This is a genomic window from Aquabacterium parvum (assembly GCF_001447195.1).
Lineage (GTDB): Bacteria > Pseudomonadota > Gammaproteobacteria > Burkholderiales > Burkholderiaceae_C > Aquabacterium > Aquabacterium parvum.
On record NZ_LFRI01000590.1, the window covers coordinates 1 to 973 of the forward strand.

General features: G+C 63.3%; 1 pseudogene and 1 other annotated feature. The pseudogene reads left to right on the forward strand.

What is annotated here, in order from left to right:
* Window positions 1-48 precede the first annotated feature (48 nt).
* Window positions 49-973 (forward strand): annotated as a pseudogene (locus ABG80_RS20800) (IS3 family transposase); the annotation flags it as partial.
* Window positions 327-443, forward strand: a sequence feature (AL1L pseudoknot). (Overlaps the previous pseudogene by 117 nt.)

Below are 973 nucleotides of genomic sequence, written 5' to 3' on the forward strand. Positions count from 1 at the left end.
TGAAGCGCCCCGGGTTTCGCGGAGGCTCCAACACTGGAGAATGGAGCCATGAAGAAGTCCCCGAAGTTTTCGCCTGAGGTCCGTGAGCGCGCAGTGCGCATGGTGCTGGAGCACCGGGCAGGACATCCGTCGCAGTGGGCGGCCATCGAATCGATTGCCGAGAAGATCGGCTGCGTTCCGCAAACCCTGCACACCTGGGTGCGCCAGCACGAGGTGGATGCCGGCCAACGTGACGGCGTTACCACTGCCGATGCCCAGCGCATCAAGGACCTGGAGCGCGAGAACCGCGAGCTGCGCAAGGCCAACGAGATTCTCAAGCTGGCCAGCGCGTTTTTCGCCCAGGCGGAGCTCGACCGCCGCATCAAGTCCTGAAGCGCTTCGTCGACCAGCACCGCAAACAGTTTGGGGTCGAGTCGATCTGCCGCGTCTTGCAGATCGCCCCATCAGCGTACTGGCTTCATGCTGCACGTCAGCGGCAGCCAAGCTCGCGCTCGCTGCGTGCCCAGCGCGATGCGGAGCTGGTGCCGCAGATCCAACGTGTGTGGCACGCCAACCTGCAGGTCTATGGCGCCGACAAGGTCTGGCTGCAACTCAATCGAGAAGGCGTCACCGTGGCGCGATGTACCGTCGAGCGGTTGATGCGCCTGCAAGGTCTGCAGGGCGTGCGCCGAGGCAAGGCACAGCGCACCACCATTGCTGATCCGAAGGTGCCTTGCCCGCTTGATCGGGTCAATCGCCAATTCCGGGCTGATCGGCCAAATCAGCTATGGGTCTCAGACTTCACCTACGTCTCGACCTGGCAGGGCTGGGTCTATGTGGCCTTCGTCATTGACGTGTTCAGCCGCCGCATCGTGGGCTGGCGCCAGAGCAGTTCCATGCACACGGACTTCGTCCTGGACGCGCTGGAGCAGGCCCTGTATGACCGCAAGCCGTCCGAAGAAGATGGCCTGATCCATCATTCCGACAGGGGCTC